The organism is Pseudonocardia sp. P1 (assembly GCF_000178675.2).
Classification (GTDB): domain Bacteria; phylum Actinomycetota; class Actinomycetes; order Mycobacteriales; family Pseudonocardiaceae; genus Pseudonocardia.
Window position 1 is genome coordinate 3,753,753 of the sequence record NZ_ADUJ02000001.1, and the last position, 18,304, is coordinate 3,772,056.

Sequence of the window (18,304 nt, forward strand, 5' to 3'; positions counted from 1 at the left end):
GAGCCCGCGGCCCCTCGAGGAGCCGCGCCCCGTCACGGAGGTCCAGACACGATGTCCCTGATCCGACGACTCACCGTCCTCGCCGGTGCCGTGGAGGCCGCCCGCCGCTACGCCCGGTCCAACCCGGACAAGGCCGGCAAGGCCCTGGACTCCGCCGCCCAGTTCGTGGACAAGCAGACCAGGGGCAAGTACACGAACCAGATCTCGGGCGCCGCGCGCAAGGCCAAGGACGCGGCCGGCATCCCGCAGCCGGGCTTCGGCTACGGAGCCCCCGGCACCACGCCGCCGGCCCCGGGCCGCCCGGGCAACCCGCCGGTCCAGGGCAACGGGCAGCCGACCACGCCGAACCCGCAGCAGCCGCCGGCGTTCCCGCCGCCGTCGCCGGGGCAGCAGGGCTCCTGAGACCCCCGGCGTCCGGCCCCGGCACCGCGCGCGGTGCCGGGGCCGTCGTGTGTGGACACCACGGGCGGCTCTCCTGTCCCCGGCGCCCGCTCCCGTGCCAGGATCGGCGGTGACGCGACGGCGCGTCCCTGGCCCGCCCACCCGTGCGGGTCACGGCGGAAGAACCATCCGGCCGGTACCCCGGCCCGGGTGACCCCCGAGGAGGTACGCCGTGCAGGAACCGCAGGCGTGGGTACCGACCGATCCGCGGTCACGCCCCAGCCCGAACCAGGTCGTCGCCGGTCTGAAGGGGGTCGACGAGGGCGGCGCCGAGCTCGTCCAGCTGCTGACCCCGGAGGGTGAGCGGGTGCCGGACGAGCGGTTCGACCGCTACGCCGACGACATCACCGTCGACGACCTGAAGTCGCTCTACCGGGACCTGGTCCTCGTCCGCCGGGCCGACCGCGAGGGCAACTCGCTGCAGCGTCAGGGCGAGCTGGGGATCTGGGTGCCGCTGCTCGGGCAGGAGGCCGCCCAGGTCGGCTCCGGGCGCGCGCTGCGCCCGACCGACATGTGCTTCCCCAGCTACCGCGAGCACGGCGTCGCCTGGACCCGGGGCGTCGACCCGACCGAGCTGCTCGGGATCTTCCGCGGCACCGACCACGGCGGCTGGGACTTCACGGGGAAGCGCTTCCACCCGTACACGATCGTCATCGGCAACCAGTGCCTGAACGCCGCCGGGTACGCCATGGGCCAGCGGTTCGAGTCGAAGGTGGGCGACCCGGAGACGGGTGAGGCCACCATCTGCTACTTCGGCGACGGCGCGACCAGCCAGGGCGACGTCCACGAGGGCTTCGTCTGGGCCGCCGCGTACGACGCCCCGCTGGTCTTCTTCTGCCAGAACAACCAGTGGGCGATCTCGGTGCCGCTGGACCGGCAGACCCGGGTGCCGCTCTACCAGCGCGCCCGCGGTTACGGCTTCCCCGGCGTCCGGGTCGACGGCAACGACGTGCTCGCCTGCCTGGCCGTCACCCGCTGGGCGCTCGAGGAGTGCCGCACGGGCAACGGCCCCGTCCTGATCGAGGCCTTCACCTACCGGATGGACTCGCACACCACCTCCGACGACGCCACCCGCTACCGGCTCGCCGACGAGGTCGAGCTGTGGAAGCTCAAGGACCCGATCGAGCGGGTCCGGGTGCACCTGACGCGCCGGCACGGCGTCGAGCCGGAGTTCTTCGACGGCGTCGACGGCGAGGCGGACGCGCTCGGCGAGCGCCTGCGCGCGTTCTGCCGGTCGATGCCGCAGCCCGGCCCGGAGCGCATGTTCTCCGAGGTCTACGCGCAGGCTTCGCCGCAGGTCGACGGCCAGCGCGACGAGTACCTGGAGTACCACGCGTCCTTCACCGGCGAGGAGGCGTCCTGATGGCGACCACGCTGGCCAAGGCGCTCAACGACGGACTGCGCGCCGCGATGGAGCGTGACCCGAAGGTCCTGGTCATGGGTGAGGACGTCGGCCGGCTCGGCGGCGTCTTCCGGATCACCGACGGGCTCCAGAAGGACTTCGGCGAGCAGCGCGTGCTCGACACCCCGCTGTCCGAGTCCGGGATCATCGGCGCTGCCGTCGGGCTCGCGGTGCGCGGGTTCCGGCCGGTCTGCGAGATCCAGTTCGACGGCTTCGTCTTCCCCGGCTACGACCAGATCGTCTCCCAGCTCGCGAAGCTCCGGTACCGGACGCAGGGCGCGGTCCCGGTCCCCGTCGTCGTCCGGATCCCGTTCGGCGGCGGGATCGGCGCGGTCGAGCACCACTCGGAGTCCCCGGAGTCGCTGTTCGCGCACGTCGCGGGGCTGAAGGTGGTGGCATGCTCGAACCCGGCCGACGCGCACTGGATGATCCAGCAGGCGATCCTCTCCGACGACCCGGTGATCTTCTTCGAGCCGAAGCGCCGGTACTGGGAGAAGGGCGAGATCGACACCGACCTCGGCGCGGCACCGCCGCTGCACTCCGCGCGGGTCGTCCGGCCCGGTTCGGCGCTGACCCTCGCCACCTACGGCCCGATGGTGAAGACCTGCCTCGACGCCGCCACCGCGGCCGCCGAGGACGGCCAGGACCTCGAGGTGATCGACCTGCGGACGCTGTCGCCGCTGGACCTGGGGCCGGTCGCCGAGTCGGTGCGCCGGACCGGCCGGCTGGTCGTGGTGTCCGAGGCACCGTCCGAGTCGTCGATCACCTCCGAGGTCGCCGCCCGGATCCAGCAGGAGTGCTTCTTCTCGCTGGAGGCCCCGGTGCTGCGGGTGACGGGGTTCGACACCCCGTACCCGCCGTCGCGGCTGGAGGACGAGTTCCTGCCCGACCTGGACCGGGTGCTCGACGCCGTCGACCGTTCGCTGGCCTGGTGAGGACCTGAGGATGCGTGAGCTGTTCAACCTGCCCGACGTGGGCGAGGGACTGACCGAGGCCGAGATCGTCGCGTGGCGGGTGTCGCCCGGCGACACCGTCGCGGTGAACGACGTGGTCGTGGAGATCGAGACGGCGAAGGCCGCGGTCGAGCTGCCGTCACCGTGGGCCGGGACGGTCGGCGAGCTGCTGGCCGAGCCGGGGGCGACCGTCGAGGTGGGTACGCCCATCATCGCGATCGACACCGCGGGATCCGGTGCGCCGGCCGGCGGGGCCGGGCCGCCGGATGAGGATGGCGCGAAGATCGGCGAGGCCGGGAAGGACGGCCGGATCGCGACGCTCGTCGGCTACGGGCCGCGGCAGGGTGCGGTGAAGCGCCGGCCGCGGCGGGGCGCGGGCGGCGGCGACGCCGGGACCGCACCTGCCCCGGCGGAGGCGCCGGCCGGGGCCGCGGCGGCCGCCGCGGTGGGGCCCGACGAGGCGGCCGAGGTCCGTGCCGAGGCGACCGCGACCGGAACCGCGACCGGAACCGCGACCGGAACCGCGACCGGAACCGCGACCGGGACCGCGACCGGGACCGCGAGCGGGCCGACGGCCGGGCTCGTGCCGCTCGCCCCGCCGCCGGTCCGGCTGCTGGCCCGCGAACTCGGCGTCGACCTGCAGACGGTCGCGGGTACCGGGGCGCACGGCCGGATCTCCCGGGACGACGTCCGCGCCGCGGCGGCATCCACCGCCGTGCCCGCCGCGGTGCCCGCCGGTGGGTCGTCGACGGCCGCGTCGCCCGCCGCAGCCGCGCCCGCCGCACCCGCGCCGGCCGCAGCCGCGCCCGCCGCCGTGCCGCCGGCTGCGCCGCCGCCGGCCGCGGCGGCCCGCCCGGCCGGGGCCGGGGACCGGCGCGAGCCGATCCGCGGCGTCCGCAAGGCGACCGCGGCCGCGATGGTGTCCAGCGCGTTCACCGCCCCGCACGTCACGGAGTTCCTCGACGTCGACGTCACCGCGACCATGGCGCTGCGCGAGCGCCTGAGGTCCTCCCGGGAGTTCACCGGGGTCCGGCTGACCCCGCTCGCGTTCGTCGCGAAGGCGGCCTGCCTCGCGGCGGGCCGCACCCCCGCGGTGAACGCCAGCTGGGACGAGCGCGCCGGTGAGATCGTCTACTACGAGCGCGTGCAGCTCGGGATCGCCGCAGCGACCCCGCGCGGCCTGGTCGTGCCCAAGATCCGCGACGCCGACCTGCTCGACCTCCGCGGGACGGCCGAGGCGCTGGGCACGCTGACCGAGACCGCCCGGGCCGGGAAGACGGCCCCGGCGGACCTGGTCGGCGGCACCTTCACGATCACGAACGTGGGGGTCTTCGGGGTCGACACCGGTACGCCGATCCTGAACCCCGGCGAGGCCGCGATCCTGGCCGTCGGCTCGATCAAGCCGGCACCGTGGGTGGTCGACGGCGAGCTGGCCGTCCGCACGGTGTGCCGGCTGGCGCTGTCGTTCGACCACCGGCTCGTCGACGGGGCCGAGGGATCCCGGTTCCTGGCCGACGTCGGGTCGCTGCTCGAGGATCCCGGTATCGCCTTCACCTGGTGATCGATATGTGATCGTTCCGGAGAATTCGGGTGATCCGGGAGCAGAACGGCGTGCTCGTGCGTTCTACGGGCATGCCGTTCGTGCTGCTCTACGTCGTGCTCGAGGTGGTGGCGATCGCCGGGCTGATCGCCTGGATCGGGCTGGGCTGGACGTTGCTCGTCCTGCTCGCCGGTTCGGTGCTCGGTCTGCTGCTCGCCCGCAGTGAGGGTGCCCGCGCCGCCCGCGCGCTGGCCACCGCGGTGCAGCGCGGGAAGCTGGCGCACGAGGAGGCGACCGACGGCCTGCTCATCGCGATCGGCGGTGTCCTGCTCTTCGTACCGGGCCTGATCACCGACGTGCTCGGCCTGGCGCTGGTGTTCCCGCCGACCCGCGCACTCGCCCGGCGCCGCATGGTGGCCGCGGCGGAGCGTGCCGCCCCGGGCCTGCGCACCGCGCGGATCCGGTACGGCGCGACCGTCGTCGACGGCGAGACCGTGGTGGACGGCGACACCGTCACGGAGGAGCGCCGCCGGCCGGGCGCCGTTCCGCCGAGGATCACCGGGCCGGTCGTCGACGGCGAGGTCGTCGAGGGCGAGATCGTCGACGGTGGGGACCGCCGGGACCGCTGAGCGGCACGGGGCGGCACGGGGCGGCACGGGGCGGCACGGGGCCGGGAGTACGGCGGGGGCGGTCGGGGCCACCCCCGCCGACGATCACCAGCCGGGCCGGGCTCCGGCGAGGAGACTGCGCAGCCCGTCCAACGGTCGGCGACGCTGGGTCGTCGAACGCTGAGTGATCGGGCGCATCCGCAGTGTGGAGTGGTGCGTCTCGGTGGCGCGGTGCCGTCCACGACGTCGGTTCACGGCACTTCCTTCCGGGGCGGGGCGGGGCGACCGGATCGTCCCGATGTGAAGTGTCGCCGGTCGTCGCAGGTCACGGAAGGCTCACCGGCCGAGGCCACCGGATCGTGACGACAGCGATGTGATTCACCCCGCGGGTACGCACCGACCGTTCCCGGATCGCCGGGCCGGGGTCCCCGGAACCGGGACCGGCGCGGTGAGCAGTCACGTTCCGTGAACAATGCGGATGGTGGCGGCCGGGCCGGGTGGTGACCCTTTCCGTGGAATCGCTGCCTGGGGAAGCGAATTCGCAGAAGAGGCACCGTCGAAAGGCGGCGCGGTCCCGTCCGGCACTGGGCCGGCCGGGTGGATCGCGGCGACACGCCGTGCGCCCGTCGTCGCCGTCTACGGAATCCGGAAGACCGCCGGATACCGTCGGTCCATGGATCCGGTGCGCAACCCGTTCGCCCCCGGGGCCGGGCAGCGCCCGCCCGAGCTGGCCGGACGGGACCGCGAGGTGGACGCCTTCGAGATCGTCCTCGAGCGGGTCGCGCGGGGCCGTCCGGAGCGGAGCCTGGTGCTCACCGGCCTGCGCGGCGTCGGGAAGACGGTGCTGCTCGGCGAGCTCCGCTCGATGGCGATGCACGCCGGGTGGGGCGCCGGGAAGATCGAGGCCCGGCCGGACGCCGACCTGCGCCGTCCGCTCTCCGCCGCCCTGCACCGCGCGATCCGCGACCTCGCGGTCCGGCACCGCGCCCCGGAGCGGATCGACGAGGTGCTCGGCGTGCTCAAGGCGTTCGCGCTGCGGTCGTCGCCCGAGGGCACGAAGCTGCGCGACCGCTGGCAGCCGGGCATCGACGTCCCGGTGCGCAACGGGCGGGCCGACTCCGGGGACATCGAGATCGATCTCGTCGAGCTGTTCACCGAGGTCGCCGAGCTGGCGCAGGACGTCGGTTCCGGCATCGCCCTGCTCATCGACGAGATGCAGGACCTGCGGCCGGACGACGTCTCCGCGCTCTGCGCCGCCTGCCACGAGCTGTCCCAGTCGCGGGTCCCGCTGGTGGTCGTCGGCGCCGGGCTCCCGCACCTGCCCGCGGTGCTGTCGGCGTCGAAGTCGTACTCCGAGCGGCTGTTCAAGTACTCGCGGATCGACCGGCTGGATCGCAAGGACGCCGACTTCGCGCTGCTCGCACCCGCCGAGCGGGAGGACGCGACGTTCGACCAGGACGCCCTCGACGATCTCTACCAGCGGTCGGGCGGCTACCCCTACTTCGTGCAGGCCTACGGCAAGGCGGCCTGGGACGCGGCCCCGACGAGCCCGATCGGTCCCCGCGACATCGCGATGGCGGCGCCGGAGGCGGAGGCCGAGCTCGCCGTCGGGTTCTTCGGGTCCCGTTTCGAGCGCGCCACCCCCGCCGAGCGCGAGTACCTGCGCGCGATGGCGGAGCTGACCGACGGCGAGGACCTGCCCGTCGACACGGCCGGCGTGGCGAAGCACCTCGACCGGCGGGCGTCGTCGCTCTCGCCGTCGCGGGACAGCCTCCTGAAGAAGGGCCTCGTCTTCTCCGCCCAGCGCGGGCAGATCGCCTTCACCGTGCCGCACTTCGGGCGCTACCTGCTCGCCAACGCCTGACCCCCCGACTACTCCGGACGAGTGAAAACAAGTTGCGGTGTAACAGGACGGCGTGTGGTCGCGAAATCCCTGATGAGCCCCGCGGCGCCACCGGACCCCCGACTCGGTCGCGCCGCGGGGCGTTCCACGTTCGGGACCGGTCGTCACGACCCCCGGGCGCTGCCGGGCGCGTCGGCGCCGGGCCGTAGCATCGGCCGGGTGGTCGAGCCCAAACTCGAGATCCAGATGCTCCACGACCGGGTCATGATCAAGAAGATCGAGGGCGCCGGTGAGCGACGGAGCTCGGCCGGAATCGTCATCCCGGCAACCGCACAGGTCGCCAAGCGTCTTGTCTGGGGAGAGGTCGTGGGGGTGGGTCAGCACGTGCGCACGGTGAAGCCGGGTGATCGTGTCCTCCTCGCGCCCGAGGACCAGTACGAGGTCGAGGTCGGCGGGGTCGGACACCTGGTGATGCGCGAGCGGGACCTGCACGCGGTCGCCTCCGAGGCGTCCGCCGAGCACGGAACCGGTCTCTACCTCTGACTCCTGCACGTCGCCCTCCCGAGGGTGCGGCGTGGCCAGGTACGACGGCAGTGCGGAAAGGAAGTCCCACGTCATGCCCGAGCGTCAGTCCCCGCCCGGAGAGGCCGCCGACCAGCCGGTGACCCCCGCACCGGAAGCGGGAACGGGAGACCGCGGCACGGCCGGTGAGGCCCCCGCCGCCACGGGAGAGCCGGTCCGCCCGGTGATGCCCGACCGTCGCCCCTCGCCCGGCCCGCAGGCCACGAACGACGCCGGTGCCGCGCGCCCGTCCCCGTCGCCGCGTCCGGCGGACCCCGCCGCGGCCGCCGACGGTGCCCCGCCCGCCTCGCCCGCCGCCCGCTCGGTCGCCGGTCAGGCGGTCGACCCGGAGGCCGATCCGGCCGCACGCGCCGGAGGAGCGGCGCCGGTCGCGGATGCCGTCACCCCCACGGCCTCGCAGCCGGGTGCGGGCCGGCCCGGCGGCGCCGAGGGCGCTCCCCAGGGCGACGGCGCCACCCGTCCCACGCCGACGTCCCGCCCGTCCCCCGGCCCGGTCGCACCGACCACACCGGTCACACCGGCTGCACCGACCGCACCGACCGCACCGGCCGCGGCGCCCGGCGCCGCGGGAGCAGGAGCAGGAGCAGGAGCCACCGGAGCGGGAGTCGCGGGAGCAGGTGCTGCCGCAGGAGCGGGCGCCGCCGCGGCCGCGGCCGGCGCGGACACGACCCGCACGCCCGCCGGACCGGGCGCGGAGCAGCCCACCGTGGCCGGCGCCCCTCCGCAGGCCCCCGGCGCGGCGACGAACGGTTCGGCCGAGGACACGGTCCGCGTCGCCCCGCTGAGCGAACAGAACACCCAGGTCATGCCCCGCGTCGCGGCCGCGCAGGCCGGAGCGGGCGACCCCGGCGAGCGGACCGAGCGGATCCAGACGGCCGGGACGGCCGTCTTCGGCGGTGCCGCGGGCGCCCCCGGCCCCGGTGGCCCGGGCGGCCCGGGCGGCCCGGGCGGCCCCGACGACCCCGGTGCGGGCGGTGGCCAGGGTGACGGCGGTTCCGGTGACGGCGACGGCGGCTCCGGCCGCACGCGCCCGACCGGGCTGATCGTCGCCGCGGCGGTGCTCGGTGTGCTGGCCCTCGGCTACGTCGGTGACCTCGTGTTCTCCTCCGGGAGCGTGCCGCGCGGCGTCGTCGTCGCCGGTCAGGACATCGGCGGGCTGTCCCGTTCGGCCGCCACCGAGAAGCTGCAGGCCGCGATCGAGCCGCGTTCGTCGGCGCCGGTCCCGGTGCAGGCCGGTGAGATCCGGAGCGAGATCGACCCGAAGGCCGCCGGCCTGCAGGTCGACTACGCGCGCACCCTGGACGAGGCCGGCCAGCAGCCGCTGAACCCGATCACCCGGATCTCGTCGTTCTTCACGACGCGCGACGTCGAGATCGTCAACTCCGCCGACGACCGCGCCGTGCGCACCGCGCTCGAGCAGATGGCGCCGCTGGCGCTCAAGGAGCCGAAGGAGGGCTCGATCGAGTGGCAGGGCGTGGAGCCCACCCCGGTCGCGCCGGAGCCCGGCCAGCAGCTGGACGTGGACGCGGCCGTCGGGGTCGTCGAGCAGCAGTGGGCGTCCGGGCAGCCGGTGCAGCTCCCGCTGATCATCGAGCAGCCGGAGACCACCCCGGCCGACGTGCAGCAGGCCATCGACGAGGTCGCGAGGCCCGCGGTGTCCGGCCCGCTGACGATCACCGGCGAGGGTGCGAACGCGACGGTCCCGCCGGAGGACATCGCCAAGGCGCTGAGCTTCACCGCGGACCCGGAGGGCGCCGCGAAGCTGAAGCCGGTCATCGCGAACAAGACGCTCGAGGACTCGGCCAAGCCGCAGCTCGCGAGCACCGAGAAGCCCGGTGTCGACGCCCAGCTGGACTTCGCCGCGAACCCGCCGCGGGTCATCCCTTCGCAGGACGGCCGCGGGATCGACTACGACGCGACGTTCACCAGCGTCCTCCCGATCCTGACCGGGGAGGGCCCGCGCCAGGTCGCGGCGGTCTACGCCCAGAAGCCTGCCGAGATCACCACCGCCGACCTGGAGTCGCTCGGCAACGCCGGTGAGATCAGCACCTTCACCACCGGCGGGTTCGCCGCGGACTCGGGCCAGAACATCCGGCGGGCCGCCGAGATGATCGACGGCCAGATCGTCCAGCCCGGCGAGACGTTCAGCCTGAACGGGGTGACCAACCCGCGGAACGCGTCCAACGGCTACGTCGAGGCCGGGATCATCGAGGACGGCCATCCGGCGCGCGGCGTCGGCGGCGGTGTCTCCCAGCTCGCGACGACGCTGTACAACGCGTCGTACTTCGCCGGCATGACCGACGTCGAGCACAAGGAGCACAGCTACTACATCAGCCGCTACCCGGTGGCCCGCGAGGCGACGGTCTTCGACAACCTGATCGACGTCAAGTTCCGCAACGAGGGCCCGACGGCCGTGCTGATCAAGACGGCCTGGACGCCCAGCAACGTCACCGTGACGTTCCTCGGCCAGAAGATGTACGACGTGACCTCCGAGACCGGTCCCCGGACCAACCCCACGGAGCCGCAGCTCGTCACCATCCCGCCGGGGCAGCCGTGCAGCGCCAGCAAGGGCTCCCCGGGCTTCACCGCGACGGACACCCGGACGCTGCGCAACGTCCAGAGCGGGGAGACCCAGAGCGAGACCAGGACGGTCAAGTACAACCCTCAGCCGATCGTGCAGTGCGGCGGCTGATCCGGTGACGATCTCCGCCAGAGGCTGACGAGACGCACGTCACGTTCGTACCCTGATCTCTCCGACGCAGCGACGCGAGGGATCGGGGTACGCCATGCGGATCGCGGACGTTCTGAAGGGCAAGGGCAGTGCGGTGACGACGGTGTCACCGGACGAGGCGGTCACCGAGGTGCTGCGCTTCATCACCGAGGGGAACCTCGGCGCGCTGCCGGTCGTCGACGGTGAACGGATCGTCGGCATCGTCTCGGAGCGGGACGTGGTCCGCCGCCTGCACCAGCAGGGCGGGGCGATGCTGAACGCCCGGGTCTCCGAGATCATGACGGCGGAGGTCGTCACCTGCTCGCCGGACGACGGCGTCGGTGATCTCGCGAAGATCATGACGGAGCGGCGGGTCCGGCACCTGCCGGTCGTCGTGGACGGTGTGCTGTCCGGGATCGTGTCCATCGGTGACCTGGTCAAGGCCCGGATCGACATGCTGGAGCAGGAGCGAGAGCAGCTCGAGAGCTACATCGCCCAGTAGGTACCGGGCAGAAGAAAGGGCCCCGGGCGGGGAGTCCGCGTCCGGGGCCCTTCCGTCTCCCGTGCGACTAGAACGCCGCCTCGTCCAGCTCCATCAGCGCGTTGTCGGCGCCCTCGACGATCGCCTTGTCCGAGGTGAGCCGCGGCAGGACGGTCTTCGCGAAGAACGACGCGACCCCGGCCTTGCCCTCGTAGAACGCGCGGTCCTTGGCGGAGACGCCGTCGGTCCCGAGCGCCTCGAGCGCGACCGACGCCTGGCGCAGCAGCAGCCAGCCGACGAGCAGGTCGCCGACCGCCATCAGCAGCCGGACGGTGTGCTGCCCGACCTTGTAGAGGTTCTTCACGTCCTCCGCGGAGGCGTACAGGTACCCGGTCAGTGAGCCGAGCATCCCCTGCACGTCGGTGAGGGCGGTCCGCAGCAGCTCACGCTCCTCCTTCAGCCGGCCGTTGCCCGCGTCGGAGTCGATGAACGCCTGCACCTCGCCTGCGACGTGCGCGAGTGCCTGGCCGTTGTCCCGGACGATCTTGCGGAACAGGAAGTCCTGGGACTGGATCGCGGTGGTGCCCTCGTACAGCGAGTCGATCTTCGCGTCGCGGATGTACTGCTCGATCGCGTAGTCCTGCAGGAAGCCGGAGCCGCCGAGGGTCTGCAGCGACTGCACGAGCTGCTCGGTGGCCCGCTCCGAGCCGACACCCTTGACGATCGGCAGCAGCAGGTCGTTGACCTTCTCGGCGAGCTCGGTGCTGACGCCACCGCCCTCGTCGCCGAGGCGGATCCGGTCCTGGAAGGTGGCGGTGTAGGTGTACACCGCGCGCATCCCCTCGGCGTAGGCCTTCTGCAGCATGAGGCTGCGGCGCACGTCCGGGTGGTGGGTGATCGTGACGCGCGGCGCGGTCTTGTCCGTCATCTGCGTCAGGTCGGCGCCCTGGACCCGCTCCTTGGCGAACTCCAGCGCGGTGAGGTAGCCGGCGGACAGCGTGCCGATCGCCTTGGTGCCGACCATCATCCGGGCGTACTCGATGACCTGGAACATCTGGGCGATGCCGTCGTGCACGTCGCCGAGCAGCCAGCCGACCGCCGGGGTGCCGTGCGCGCCGAAGGTCAGCTCGCAGGTCGTGGAGGCCTTGAGGCCCATCTTGTGCTCGACGTTCGTGACGAAGGCGCCGTTGCGCTCGCCCGACTCGCCGGTCTGCGTGTCGAAGTGGAACTTCGGGACCAGGAACAGCGACAGACCCTTGGTGCCCTGCTTCGCGCCCTCGGGGCGGGCCAGCACCAGGTGCATGATGTTCTCGGTGAAGTCCTGCTCGGCCGAGGTGATGAAGCGCTTCACGCCCTCGATGTGCCAGGTGCCGTCGTCCTGCTGGACGGCCTTCGTGCGGCCGGCACCGACGTCGGAGCCCGCGTCCGGCTCGGTGAGCACCATCGTGGCGCCCCAGCCGCGCTCGACCATGATCTCGGCCCAGCGGCGCTGCTCGTCGTTGCCGTTCTTGTGCAGGATCCCGGCGAAGTTCGGGCCGGCCATGTACATGAAGACGGCCGGGTTGGCGCCGAGCATCATCTCGGCCGCGGCCCACTGCACGGAGGGCGGGATGCCCATGCCGCCCAGCTCGTTCGGCACGCCGAGACGCCACCACTCGCCGTCCCAGAGGACCTTGTAGGCGTCCTTGAGCTCCTGCGGGGTGGTGACCGAGAAGGTCTTCGGGTCGTAGACCGGCGGGTTGCGGTCGATGGTGGCGTAGTGCTCGGCGAGCGGGCCGGTGCAGACGGTGGACAGCTCGGACAGCACGCCCTTGGCGGTGTCGACGTCGACGTCGGAGAACGGCCCGGTCCCCAGGTGGTCCTGGATCCGGAAGACCTCGAAGAGGTTGAACTCCAGGTCGCGCACGTTGCTCTTGTAGTGGCCCATCTGTCCTTCACCGCCGTTCCTGCCAGGGCCGATTCCCTTACCGGCCAGTAACCGACTCCAGAGTATTACTCACCGGTAACCGAGGCAAGGCCGGGCTCTCCGCACGGCGACGCGACACGGCCGGGTGACAGGACGACCGGCGCGTCCGCCGCAGAATTTCGGACTACTGGTCGACAATCACCCGTGAGACGCACGAGGTGTGCGTGGCACGTGGGACTCGAACCGGCACCGGATCGTGCGGTGCCGCCGGAAGGGCGGACGGCGATGGGCGAACCCGACGAGCACGCCGGCCCCGGTCCGGTGCCCGCCGGGCCGGACGGTCCCGGCGCCGCGGACGCCGCCACGGGCCGCCGGCGGACGAGCCGGCGCGGGCTGCTGGTCGCCGGCGCGGCCGCGGGTGCCGGGCTCGTCGTGCCCGCGTTCGGGGGCCGTGCGCACGCGGCCGAGCCGCCGTCGCCGGTCCCCCCGCCGTCGTCGACCCGGGTGCCGGGCCCGGCCGGGATGCCGGGCCCCGCGGCCGGCGCCGGTGCGCTCGCCGAGGCGGTCCGCGCGCCCTACATCGCCCGCTGCTCGGAGTGGGGTGCCCGGCGGCCGTCGTCGCCGCCGAAGATCTGGGACCGGCGCCCGATCCGGATCCTGGTGCACCACACGGCCGGCGCGAACACGCCGGACTTCAGCGTCCCGGCGGCGCACCGGATGGCGCGCGGGATCCAGGCCTTCCACATGGACCGCAACGGCTGGCTGGACTCGGGCCAGCACTTCACGATCTCCCGGGGCGGGCACGTCCTCGAGGGCAGGCTCTACAGCCTCGGCGAGCTCAACGGCGGCCGGCGGGTCGTCGAGGGCGCGCACTCGCCGGGGCAGAACATCATCGCGATCGGGATCGAGAACGAGGGCACCTACATCGGCGTCGATCCGCCCGCGCCGCTGTGGAACTCGCTGCGCGCGACGTGTGCCTACATCTGCTCGCGGTACGGCATCGCCCCCAGCGAGCTCTACGGGCACCGCGACTACCGCAACACGATCTGCCCGGGCGACCGCCTCTACGGGATGCTGCCGCGGCTGCGGAACGAGGTCGCCGGACTGCTCGGACGACGGCTGTCGCGCACCGAGGCGACCAAGGCGACCTGGCCGCTGCTGCGCGAGGGCGACTCCGGGCCGCTGGTCGAGGCGGCACAGCTGCTGCTCCGCGACGCCGGGACGCTGCGCGGCGATCCGGACGGCCGCTACGACGACCGCACGCTCGGTGCCGTCACCGAGTTCCAGGTCCTGCACCGCGCCGAGGACGCCAACGGGCTGCTCGGCGGCGAGTCCTGGCCGGAGCTGGCGCGCACCGTGCGGGCGGGCTCGGAGGGTGACGCGGCCCGTGCGGTCGAGCTGCTGGCCCGGCACCGGAAGGTGGAGAGCGTGCCGGACGTCGTCGACCACCCGGTCTGGCAGAAGCTGCTCGGCACCGGCGGGGCACCCGTCCCGGTGGCGCAGGACCCGTCGGGCGTCGCCGACCGCTGACCGGGCGGGAGCCGCCCACCCGCTCGGACGGGTGACGCGGGCTCGCTAGTCTCCCCGGGTGCTGAACCGCTGTCCCGCCTGCGACGCCCCCGCCGCCGACCCGTTCTTCTCGGTGACCGGCCTGCCGGTGCACGGCACGGCGGTGCTCCCCGATCCGGCGTCGGCCCGGTCGGTGAGCGTCGGAGACCAGGTCCTGGTGCTGTGCGAGCGCTGCGGCACGGTCTTCAACCGCGACTTCGACGCCGGCCTGCTCGACTACACCGGCGACCACGAGGAGTCCCAGCACCACTCCCCCCGGTTCGCCGCGTACGCCGCCGAGATCACCGCGGACTGGGTGTCCCGGTTTGGGCTGGCGGGCGAGCACGTCGTCGAGGTCGGGTGCGGATCCGGCGACTTCGCCGCCGAGCTGCTCGGCGCGGGCGTCGGCCGGGTGACGGGGATCGACCCGCACTTCGCCCCGGCACGGGTGCGTGCGGAGCTGGCGGGGCGGCTGACCGCGCTCCCCGCCGAGTTCGCCAGGGACCAGGTGGAGCCGGGTACGGCCGCACTGGTCTGCCGGCACACGCTCGAGCACATCCCGGCGCTGGCCGCGTTCGGTGCCGAACTGCGCGCGGGTCTCGTCCGGGGCGGCGGGCGGGCGCTGCTGGCCGAGGTCCCGGATCTCGGCCGGATCCTCGACGAGGGCGCGTTCTGGGACCTGCAGTACGAGCACTGCTCCTACTTCACCCCGGCGACCATGCGCACCTTCCTGACCGGGGCGGGATTCTCCGACCCGGCCGTCCGGCTGACCTACGCCGACCAGTACGTCGTCGCCGAGGCAGGGCCCGACGGCACGCCGGGCACACCGGAGCTGGAGCCGCACCTGCGCGAGGCGCTGCACGACGCCTGCCACGCCTTCGCCACCCGGGTCCGCGAACAGGTCGGGCGGTGGCGGGTCTGGCTGGGCGAGCGCGCCGCGGCGGGGGACGAGGTCGTCGTGTGGGGTGGCGGGGCGAAGGGCCTGACCTTCCTCAACGTCGTCGAGGGCGAGAGCGGCCTGTCCGGTGTGGACGGCCCGGCGCCGGGGGCGGTGCAGGCGGTCGTCGACATCAACCCGGGGCTCCAGGGGCACTACATGGGCGGTCTCGGGCTGCCGATCCGCGCGCCGAAGGACCTCCTCGACGCACCGCCGCGGTCGGTGCTGCTGATGAACCCGGTCTACATCGGAGAGGTGCGGTCCACCCTGGACGAGCTGGGCCTGGGAGCGACGGAGCTGCTGGCGGTCTGACCCGGTGCGCCGTCAGCCGTCCCGGCGGGCCTCCGCCCGCAGGACACGGACTGCACGGACCAGGTCTTCCCGCATGCGGTCCGCCGGCTCGATCCCCGTCCCGGCCAGCACCATCGCACCCGAGAACAGCAGCCGGGCCGCGCGGCGTGCGTCGCCGGTCAGGTCGTCGCCGCAGACCCGGTCGAAGCGCAGCTCGAAGTCCTCCACCACCGAGTTCCTGACCCGGCGCACGTCCGGGTCCCGGCCCAGGAAGACGGCGCGGAGTGCGGTGTCCAGGGCCGTCCCACCGGCGAGCCCGGCGACCAGGTCGTCGACGAACCGGGCCAGCCGCTCCTCCACCGGCGCGCCGGGGCCGGTGGGGTCCTCGTCCGGTGCTGCCCGGAGGTGGGTCAGGAACACCGCGGACAGCAGGTGCTCCTTCGATGCGAAGACCTTGTAGGCCGTCGCCGGGGAGACTCCGGCCCGTCGGGCGACGCGGCGGACGGTGAGGGTCCCCGACCCGTTCTCCGCCAGCTCGGCGGCGCCGGCCGCCAGCAGGCCGTCCCGGGTGGCCGGGGTGACCTCGCTGCGCCGGGAGATCTCCACGGGGCGAGGGTAGACGGTCGACCGAGAGGCGACCCCGTTACCTGGGGTAGCACCCTGATGGGTTAACGTGCGCCGCTGAGTGGACAGGTGTCCATTCAGCTGTCCGATCCCGACGAGGGGAGAGCCGGATGCAGGCGATCAGCCGCCGGTCGGTACTTGCCGGGGCCGCCGCCACCGGGCTCGGCCTGCTGGGGGCCGGCGCCGCGGCCGCCGCTCCCGGTCGTGTGCCCGTCCGTCGCGAAGAGCACCGGGTCGTCGTGGTCGGCTCCGGGTTCGGCGGCGGGGTGACCGCCCTGCGGTTCGCCGAGGCGGGCATCCCGGTGACGGTGCTCGAGCGCGGCCGTCGCTGGCCGACCGGCCCCGACGCCGACACGTTCCCCCGCCCGACCTGCACCCCCGACGAGCGGATGATCTGGATGGGGTCGGTCACCGACCCGCTCGACGAGCAGACGACACCGCTGTCGCTGCTGCTCGGCGGCCTCGGCCGGGGCACCCCGCTGGGGGCGCTGGGCCGCTACGTCGGTGTCCTGGAACGGGTCTCCGGCGTCGGCATGGACACGTTCTGCGCCGCCGGGGTCGGCGGCGGGTCGCTGCTCTACCAGGGCATGTCGCTGCAGCCGACCCGGGAGCTGTTCGAGACGACGATGCCGTCCGATCTGGACTACGGCCTGCTCGCGCGCGAGCACTACCCGCGGGTCGCGCGGATGCTCCGGCTGGCCACCGCACCGGACGAGCTGGTCGAGAGCCCCACCTACGCCGCCGCCCGCGCCTTCCGCCACAACGCCGAGGCTGCCGGGTACGACGTCGAGAAGATCCCGATGCCCATCGACTGGGACTTCGCGTTGCGCGAGCTGCGCGGCGAGATGGCGCCGTCGTACACCAACGGCGACTGCGCGTTCGGTGTCAACAACGGCGGCAAGCACTCGGTCGACGTCACCTACCTGGCTGCGGCCGAGGCGACCGGCCTCGTCACCGTCGCCCCGCAGCACCAGGTCACCGACGTGGCCCGGACCGCGGACGGCCGCTACGAGGTCCACGTCGACCGGATCGCGACCGACGGCACCGTCCTGGAGAGGAAGATCCTCACCACGACCGCGCTCGTGCTCGCCGCGGGCACCGCCAACACCAACCGGCTGTTGCTGCGGGCCCGCGAGCAGGGGACGATCCCGGATCTCCCGGACGCCCTCGGCGAGAACTGGGGCACCAACGGCGACCGGATCTGTACCTGGACCTCGCTCACCGACGACTTCGGATCGCCGCAGGGCGGACCGGTCGTCTACGGCAGCAAGGACTGGTCCGACCCGGCGACGGCGAACACCGTCATCCAGGCATCCCTGCCGCCGTTGCCGGACCTGCGCACCACGATGACCGTGGGCTACGGGGTCAGCGAGGGCCGCGGCCGCTACCGGTGGGACCCGGTCCGCGGGGAGGCCGTCCTGCACTGGCCCCCGGACGGCGACGCGGCACTGACCCGCCGCATCCACGAGCGGATGAACCGGATCATCGGTCCCGGCGGGGTCCTCCTCGACACCACCTACGTCGTCCCCACCACCTGGCACCCGCTGGGCGGTGCGTGCATCGGGACGGTGTGCGACGCCGCCGGCAGGGTGTACGGGCAGCGCGGTCTCTACGTCCTCGACGGATCGCTGATGCCCGGGACGACCGCGGCCTGCAACCCGTCGATGACGATCGCCGCCGTCGTCGAGCGCGCCACCGACGAGCTGGTGGCCGCCGACGCCGGCACGGTCTTCTAGGACACCGGCCTCACGGCGCCGCCAGCCGGCGCACGACGGCCAGGTCCTCCTCCGTCGCGACGTGCAGGTTCCCCGGGTCCCCCGCGACCGTCACCACCCGGTGCCCGAGCGCGGCGAGCATGCCCGAGTTCTCCACCGGGCGGGGCGCGTCGGCGTGCGCGGCCCGCAGCACGTCCGCCCGGAACGCCTGGGGCGACTGCGCCAGCCAGGTGTCCTTCTTGGGCAGCGTCTCCACCACCACGCCGTCCTCCACCCGCTGCACGACCTCCAGCATCGGGATCACCGGCACCGCACCGTCGGCACCGGCCCGCACCTCGGCGACGGCGTCGGTGAACAGCCGGTCCGCGGCGAGCGGGTGCGCCGGGTCGGCCAGCACCAGCACCGACGCCGAGTCCGGCACCACGGCCAGCGCGTTGCGCAGCGATGCCGACTGGTGGTCCCCGCCGACGGCGAGCAGGTCGACGGGCTCGCCGTCCCACACGACCCCGGGCGGCAGCACGAGCGCGACCCGGTCGCAGGTGCGCCGTGCGGCGGCGACCGTGTGGTCGACCAGCCGGAGCCCGGCCAGCTCCTCGAGCTGTTTCAGCCGCCCGTAGCGGGTCCCGCTGCCACCGGCCAGCACGATCGCCCACACCTCGTCGACCACAGGGGTGATCCTGCCCGGACCCCACAGGTCTCCCGCGGCCGCACCCGATAACCTCG

Annotated in this window: 15 protein-coding genes; 12 read left to right on the forward strand and 3 right to left on the reverse strand. The window is 73.7% G+C overall.

Annotated features, from left to right (window positions below):
- Positions 1 to 51: 51 nt before the first annotated feature.
- From PP1_RS17180 to PP1_RS17220, 9 genes are all read left to right on the forward strand, one after another.
- Positions 52 to 402 carry an antitoxin gene (locus PP1_RS17180; RefSeq protein WP_010224212.1) on the forward strand — a complete coding sequence of 117 codons (351 nt, stop codon included), beginning with the start codon at positions 52 to 54 and terminating at the stop codon, positions 400 to 402.
- 211 nt (positions 403 to 613) lie between these two features.
- Positions 614 to 1,804: a thiamine pyrophosphate-dependent dehydrogenase E1 component subunit alpha gene (locus tag PP1_RS17185; protein WP_010224214.1), complete on the forward strand. Its 1,191-nt coding sequence runs from the start codon at positions 614 to 616 to the stop codon at positions 1,802 to 1,804.
- Positions 1,804 to 2,778, forward strand: a complete 975-nt coding sequence (locus tag PP1_RS17190) for an alpha-ketoacid dehydrogenase subunit beta (RefSeq protein ID WP_010224216.1) — start codon at positions 1,804 to 1,806, stop codon at positions 2,776 to 2,778. Before PP1_RS17185 ends, PP1_RS17190 begins: the two co-directional genes overlap by 1 nt.
- Positions 2,779 to 2,788: 10 nt before the next feature.
- The gene (locus PP1_RS17195) at positions 2,789 to 4,357 is read left to right on the forward strand and encodes a dihydrolipoamide acetyltransferase family protein (RefSeq protein ID WP_075314863.1); all 1,569 of its coding nucleotides are present in this window, start codon (positions 2,789 to 2,791) and stop codon (positions 4,355 to 4,357) included.
- Between the two features lie 29 nt (positions 4,358 to 4,386).
- Positions 4,387 to 4,965, forward strand: coding sequence for an FxsA family protein (locus PP1_RS17200; protein WP_010236187.1), 579 nt, complete (start codon positions 4,387 to 4,389; stop codon positions 4,963 to 4,965).
- A gap of 652 nt (positions 4,966 to 5,617) precedes the next feature.
- Positions 5,618 to 6,808 (forward strand): ATP-binding protein, encoded by a 1,191-nt coding sequence (locus PP1_RS17205; protein ID WP_010236184.1) that lies wholly within the window; start codon positions 5,618 to 5,620, stop codon positions 6,806 to 6,808.
- Positions 6,809 to 7,006: 198 nt separating this feature from the next.
- On the forward strand, positions 7,007 to 7,330 hold the full coding sequence (locus tag PP1_RS17210) for a GroES family chaperonin (protein WP_010236182.1): 324 nt from the start codon (positions 7,007 to 7,009) through the stop codon (positions 7,328 to 7,330).
- 73 nt (positions 7,331 to 7,403) lie between these two features.
- On the forward strand, positions 7,404 to 10,061 hold the full coding sequence (locus tag PP1_RS17215; RefSeq protein WP_170918919.1) for a VanW family protein: 2,658 nt from the start codon (positions 7,404 to 7,406) through the stop codon (positions 10,059 to 10,061).
- A gap of 94 nt (positions 10,062 to 10,155) precedes the next feature.
- On the forward strand, positions 10,156 to 10,581 hold the full coding sequence (locus PP1_RS17220; protein WP_010229623.1) for a CBS domain-containing protein: 426 nt from the start codon (positions 10,156 to 10,158) through the stop codon (positions 10,579 to 10,581).
- 67 nt (positions 10,582 to 10,648) lie between these two features.
- Here the strand turns inward: PP1_RS17220 and PP1_RS17225 are convergent, their stop codons facing one another.
- Positions 10,649 to 12,487 carry an acyl-CoA dehydrogenase gene (locus tag PP1_RS17225; protein WP_010229621.1) on the reverse strand — a complete coding sequence of 613 codons (1,839 nt, stop codon included), beginning with the start codon at positions 12,485 to 12,487 and terminating at the stop codon, positions 10,649 to 10,651.
- A gap of 264 nt (positions 12,488 to 12,751) precedes the next feature.
- On the opposite strand from PP1_RS17225, the gene PP1_RS17230 reads away from it, so the two are divergent.
- Together PP1_RS17230 and PP1_RS17235 are read left to right on the forward strand one after the other, a co-directional pair.
- On the forward strand, positions 12,752 to 13,996 hold the full coding sequence (locus PP1_RS17230) for a peptidoglycan recognition protein family protein (RefSeq protein WP_060574462.1): 1,245 nt from the start codon (positions 12,752 to 12,754) through the stop codon (positions 13,994 to 13,996).
- A gap of 58 nt (positions 13,997 to 14,054) precedes the next feature.
- Positions 14,055 to 15,263, forward strand: a complete 1,209-nt coding sequence (locus PP1_RS17235) for a class I SAM-dependent methyltransferase (protein ID WP_010235803.1) — start codon at positions 14,055 to 14,057, stop codon at positions 15,261 to 15,263.
- 12 nt (positions 15,264 to 15,275) lie between these two features.
- Here PP1_RS17235 and PP1_RS17240 read toward each other — a convergent pair whose 3' ends face one another.
- Positions 15,276 to 15,848: a TetR/AcrR family transcriptional regulator gene (locus PP1_RS17240; protein ID WP_010235800.1), complete on the reverse strand. Its 573-nt coding sequence runs from the start codon at positions 15,846 to 15,848 to the stop codon at positions 15,276 to 15,278.
- A gap of 128 nt (positions 15,849 to 15,976) precedes the next feature.
- Here PP1_RS17240 and PP1_RS17245 point away from each other — a divergent pair, with 128 nt between their 5' ends.
- Positions 15,977 to 17,602 carry a GMC oxidoreductase gene (locus PP1_RS17245; protein ID WP_010235797.1) on the forward strand — a complete coding sequence of 542 codons (1,626 nt, stop codon included), beginning with the start codon at positions 15,977 to 15,979 and terminating at the stop codon, positions 17,600 to 17,602.
- A gap of 10 nt (positions 17,603 to 17,612) precedes the next feature.
- Here the strand turns inward: PP1_RS17245 and PP1_RS17250 are convergent, their stop codons facing one another.
- A complete protein-coding gene (locus PP1_RS17250; RefSeq protein ID WP_010235791.1) occupies positions 17,613 to 18,248 on the reverse strand; it encodes a 2-C-methyl-D-erythritol 4-phosphate cytidylyltransferase in 636 nt (211 codons plus the stop codon).
- Between the last annotated feature and the right edge of the window lie 56 nt (positions 18,249 to 18,304).